Source organism: Pseudomonas sp. (assembly GCF_049590575.1).
In the GTDB taxonomy this organism is placed as follows: domain Bacteria; phylum Pseudomonadota; class Gammaproteobacteria; order Pseudomonadales; family Pseudomonadaceae; genus Aquipseudomonas.
On sequence record NZ_JBAWDE010000360.1, the window covers coordinates 1 to 5,337 of the forward strand.

Annotated in this window: 4 protein-coding genes; 3 read left to right on the forward strand and 1 reads right to left on the reverse strand. The window is 63.9% G+C overall.

Annotated features, from left to right (window positions below; all coding sequences use genetic code 11):
* Positions 1–646, reverse strand: a 646-nt coding sequence (locus tag WBR57_RS24770; protein ID WP_424087518.1) for a LacI family DNA-binding transcriptional regulator, incomplete at its 3' end; no start/stop codon positions are given.
* Between the two features lie 209 nt (positions 647–855).
* On the opposite strand from WBR57_RS24770, the gene WBR57_RS24775 reads away from it, so the two are divergent.
* Genes WBR57_RS24775 through WBR57_RS24785 form a run of 3 tightly spaced genes read left to right on the forward strand, consistent with a single transcriptional unit; the run spans position 856 to position 5,299 of the window.
* Complete coding sequence (locus tag WBR57_RS24775; protein WP_424087520.1) at positions 856–3,039, forward strand: TonB-dependent receptor; 2,184 nt, start codon at positions 856–858, stop codon at positions 3,037–3,039.
* 2 nt (positions 3,040–3,041) lie between these two features.
* A complete protein-coding gene (locus tag WBR57_RS24780) occupies positions 3,042–4,373 on the forward strand; it encodes an LLM class flavin-dependent oxidoreductase (protein ID WP_424087522.1) in 1,332 nt (443 codons plus the stop codon).
* Positions 4,370–5,299, forward strand: a complete 930-nt coding sequence (locus WBR57_RS24785; protein ID WP_424087524.1) for a sulfonate ABC transporter substrate-binding protein — start codon at positions 4,370–4,372, stop codon at positions 5,297–5,299. The genes WBR57_RS24780 and WBR57_RS24785 overlap by 4 nt, the downstream gene beginning before the upstream one ends.
* The last annotated feature ends 38 nt before the right edge of the window (positions 5,300–5,337 follow it).

Genomic DNA, 5,337 nt, shown 5'->3' on the forward strand with positions numbered 1-5,337 from the left:
GCGCTGCGGCAAACCCCTCGCCACGCTCGCGTGCGCTCAGGTCCCCGGCGGCGCTGTTCTGCACGAAGGCGATGCGTCGGTAGCCCTTGGCGTGCAGGTAGCGCGCGGCCGTTACTCCGACTTCATAGTGGGAAAAACCGATCTGCAACGGCTCACGCTCGGGCACGTAGTCCCAGGTTTCTACCACCGGGATATCGGCGTCGGCGATCATCTTTTCGGTGCCCACGCTGTGAAAACGGCTGGTCAGCACCAGGGCCGCCGGCGACCAGCCGAGGAAGGCGCGCACTGCGCTTTCTTCCTGCTCGGCGCTGAAATAACTGGACGCCAGCAACAGTTGGTACCCATGCCGGCTGAGGGTGTCGCTGAACCCCTGGATGGTATTGGCGAAGATCGGCCCCGAGATATTCGGGATCACCATCGCCACGATCCTGCCGCGCGCCGAGGCCAGCCCGCCAGCCACCAGGTTCGGCACGTAACCCAGCTCGGCCACCACCTCGGCAATCCGCTCGCGGCGTTCGGGCGAGACCTGCTCCGGCTGATTGAAATAACGCGACACGGTGATTGCCGAGACCCCGGCCTGGCGGGCCACGGTGTTCAAGGTAACGCGCCCGGCGCCACGGCGTTTGCGCGGTTTGTCTTCGCTCACGGGGGGATCCTGTTCAAACCAAAAAGGAATATAGGACTAATTTTTTAGTATTTGACGCTCTAAACCAGACCTACCAATAATATCGATGTTAGCGCTAACAAAGCGCAGTGTCTGCTACTCGCTCGAGCGAATGCTCAAGACAGTTTCACAGGCGCTGACGGTCGCAAGAACCGCAGCGGTTCAGGGCATTCATTTTGAGCGGACACAGCATGTACAAACACACGCACCTATTCCTCCTTGCCGGTTTGACCACCCTTCCCGTGGTCCCGACCTTTGCCGCCGATGAGCCGCAAACCACGCTCAAAGCGGTGACGGTGACCGCGACCCGCCGCGAAGAATCGCTGCAAAAAGTCCCGGTGGCGGTCTCCGTTCTGGACGGCGAGCAATTGGAACGCGACAACCGCAACGGCGTGGCGAGCATCGCCCAGCAAGTGCCGTCGCTGAACTTCCGCACCGGCGCGTCAAACAAGGATACTTCGCTGTTCGTGCGTGGCGTGGGCACCATTTCCACCTCGCCTGGCGTCGAGCCGACCGTGGCCACGGTGATTGACGGCGTGGTCTACGCCCGCCCCGGCCAGGCCACCCTCGACCTGCTGGACCTGGAACGCATCGAAGTGCTGCGCGGCCCGCAAGGCACGCTGTTCGGCAAAAATGCCTCGGCCGGCGTGCTGAATATCACCAGCAAGGCGCCCACCGCCGAGACCCACGGTTATATCGACCAGTCCTACTACAGCGGCAATGAAAGCCGCACGCGTTTCGGCATCGGCGGCAGCGTGGTGCCGGATGTGCTCAAGGGCTCGATCAGCACGCTGTTCGGCAGCTACGACGGCAACGTCGACAACCAGCACAATGGCCAGGAGGTCAACGGCTACAACCACAAGGGCATTCGCGGCAAGCTGGAATTCACCCCGAATGACGACGTGACACTGACCCTGATCGCCGACTACATGCAGTCCCATGACGACGCGCCGAACGGCGTGGTCAGCAAGTCCCTGAGCCCGGGGTTCAGCAATGCGCTGAACCCGGTGCGGCCGTCCAGCGACAACCGCGACATCAACACCGACACTCGCAGCTATGTGGAAGACACCAACAAGGGTTTGTCGGCGCAGCTGGACTGGAACCTCGGCGACTACACCCTGACCTCGATCACCGCCTGGCGCGGCTGGGACAACACCCAGTACCAGGACGGCGACCGCCTCGGCACGGTGACGGCCGCCTTCCCTGGCACCGCCGACAAGGGCGATCTGGCCTTCGACCAATACTCCCAGGAACTGCGCCTGGCCTCGCCCAAGGGTGAATTCCTGGAGTACGTCGGCGGCCTGTTCTACATGCACGGCAAGGATGAGGAAACCTACCAGCGCACCCTCACGACCACCACGCGCAGCGACCGCGGCGTCGCCGACTACAGTACCACCAGCGACAGTTACGCGGCGTTCGGCGAAACCACGCTGAACTTCACCTCGCGCTTTCGCGGGATCGCCGGCCTGCGCTACACCCACGACGACCTGAAGTACGATCACCGCCGCGTGTCGACCTCGGCCACCACGGTCAGCGGGATTCAACCGGCCACGTCCAGTTCCGGCTCGGTGGATGAAGACGGCTGGTCCGGCCGACTCGGCGTGCAGTACGACATCAGCGACAGCGTCACCAGCTACCTGACCTACTCGCGCGGCTACAAGGGCCCGGCCTACAACGTGTTCTTCAACATGCAGCCGCGTGACACCGACGCGCTCAAGCCGGAAACCTCCAATACCTGGGAAGCCGGGATCAAGGCCACCGCCTGGAACAACCGCCTGACCACCAACCTGGCGGTATTCCACAGCGACTACGACAACTACCAGGCGAATTTTTTCGACAGCGTCGCCGGCCAGGTGGTCACCCGCTTGATCAACGCCGGCAGCGTCAGCACCGAGGGCGTCGAGCTGGATTACGCCTTGCAGGCCACCCAGCAACTCAAGCTGTCCGGCGCCCTCGCCTACACCCGCGCGCGCATCGATGAGTTCGCCTGCCCGGCCGGTGCTGCGGCAACCTGCAACGTCAACGGTAAGCCACTGCCGTACAGCCCGGATTGGAAAAGCTACGTGCGCGCCGACTACAGCATCCCGCTGGATAACGGTCTGGATGTCGAGCTGGGCACCGACTACAGCTGGCAGAGCGAAGTGCAGTACGACATCAGCCAGAACGTGGATACCAAGCAAGGCGCCTACGGCATCTGGAACGCCAGCGTGGCCCTGGCCGACTACACCAACGGCTGGCGCGTGGCGCTGCTGGCGAAGAACCTCGCCGACAAGTCCTACTCGCCGATGCTCGCCAGCGGCGGCAATTACATCTACCGCGCCGTGCCCCGTGACGATGAACGTTACTTCGGCGTGCAACTGCGCAAGGATTTCTGAACATGAGCCGTCAACTGAAACTCGGCGCCTTCCTGATGGCCACCGGGCACCACGTCGCCGCCTGGCGCCACCCGGACGTGCCGGCCGACGCCGGGCTGGATTTCAACCAGTACAAACACCTGGCGCGAGTGGCCGAAGCGGCGAAGTTCGATGCGCTGTTCGTGGCCGACAGCATCGCCGCCGCCACCGGCGAGATCGCCAGCCAGATGGCGCGCTCGGACCATTTCGAGCCGCTGACCTTGCTCTCGGCGCTGAGTGCGGTGACCGAGCACATCGGCCTGATCGCCACGGCGACCACCAGCTACAACGAGCCGTACCATGTGGCGCGTAAATTCGCCTCGCTGGATCACCTCTCGGGCGGCCGCGCGGGCTGGAACCTGGTGACCTCGGACAACGCCGCCGAAGCGCAGAATTTCGGCCGCGACGAACACCTCGGCCATGGCGAACGCTACAGCCGCGCCAGGGAATTTCATCAGGTGGTGACCGGCCTGTGGGACAGCTGGGACGACGATGCTTTTGTGCGCGACAAGGCCGGTGGCAGGTATTACGACCCGGCGAAACGGCATGTGCTGGATCACGTCGGTGAACACTTCCGGGTCAAGGGCCCGCTGAATGTGGCGCGCTCGCCCCAGGGCCAGCCGGTGATCGTGCAGGCCGGCTCTTCCGAGGCGGGCCGAGCATTGGCCGCGCAAACCGCCGAGGTGGTGTTTACCGCGCAGACTTCACTGGCCGATGCCCAGGCGTTTTATGCCGACCTCAAAGGGCGGCTGGGGCGCTATGGGCGTAAGCCGGACGCGCTGAAAATCATGCCGGGGATGTTTGTGGTGGTCGGGCAAACCGAGGCTGAGGCCCAGGACAAATTCGAGGCTTTCCAGGCGCTGGTCGAGCCGCAAGTCGGCGTGGCGTTGCTGGGGCGCATGCTGGGTAATTTCGACCTGTCCGGCTACCCGCTGGACGGGCCGTTGCCGCCATTGCCCTTGACCGACAGCGGGCAGCGCAGCCGGCAGCAGTTGCTCAGTGAGCTGGCGGATCGCGAGCAGCTGACACTCGCGCAATTGGGCCGGCGCATCGCCGGAGGTCGCGGGCATTACAGCCTGATCGGCACGCCTGCGCAGATCGCCGACGCGCTGCAAAACTGGTTCGAAAACGGCGCGGCGGATGGCTTCAACATCCTGGTGCCGCACCTGCCCGCTGGCCTGGAAGATTTCGCCCAGTGGGTGGTCCCCGAGCTGCAACGGCGCGGTCTGTTCCGGACCGAGTACAGCGGCTCGACTTTGCGCGAAAATCTCGGTTTGGCGCGCCCCGAAAATCGTTTCAAGGAGGTCCCCGCATGAAAATTCCGGCGCTGCTGTTGACGCTGCTGCTGACTCAGGCTGCCTGGGCGGCCGACCCCGCCACCCTGCGCATCGGCTACCAGAAAGGCTCGATTGCCCTGGTGCTGGCCAAGGAACATGGGTTGCTGGAAAAGCGCTTCCCGCAGACGGCAGTGAAATGGGTTGAATTCCCCGCTGGTCCGCAGATGCTCGAAGCACTCAACGTCGGCGCGCTGGACGTAGGCTCCACCGGTGATATCCCGCCGCTGTTCGCCCAAGCCGCCGGGGCCGATCTGGTCTACATCGGCGCCGAACCACCCAAGCCCAGCGCCGAAACCATCCTGGTGCGCAATGACAGTCCCCTGCATTCGGTGGCGGACTTGAAAGGCAAAAAGGTCGCGTTCCAGAAAGGCTCCAGCTCGCACAACCTGATCCTGCGCGCGCTGAATAAAGCCGGCCTGAGCTACAAGGATATCCAGCCGGTGTACCTGCCGCCCGCCGATGCGCGCGCGGCGTTCGAGCAAGGCAGCGTCGACGCCTGGGCGATCTGGGAGCCCTACTCGTCCCTCGCACTGAGCCAGAGCCCCAGCCATGTGCTGGCCAATGGCGAAGGCCTGGGGCTGTCGGGGCCGGTGTATACCGCGCGGCGTGAATATGCCCAGGCGAATGGCGCTTTCGTGCATGAGCTGCTCGACGAACTCAGCGCCGCCGAAGCCCTCACCCGTAGCCAGCGTGAGGACAGTTTGCGCGTGCTGACGGGCTTCATGGGCCTGCCCGGCGACGTGATCGCACGCTACATGGATAACCGCCCGCCGTCGCCGATCCTGCCGATTGACGACAGGATCATCCAGGCGCAGCAGGCGACGGCGGATCTGTTTTATCAGAACCGCTTGCTGCCCAAGGCGATTGAGGTGAAGCAGGCCGTGTGGCGTGTTGAAACCCACTGAGATTGAAAAAAGGTGGGAGCGGGCTTGCTCGCGAAGAG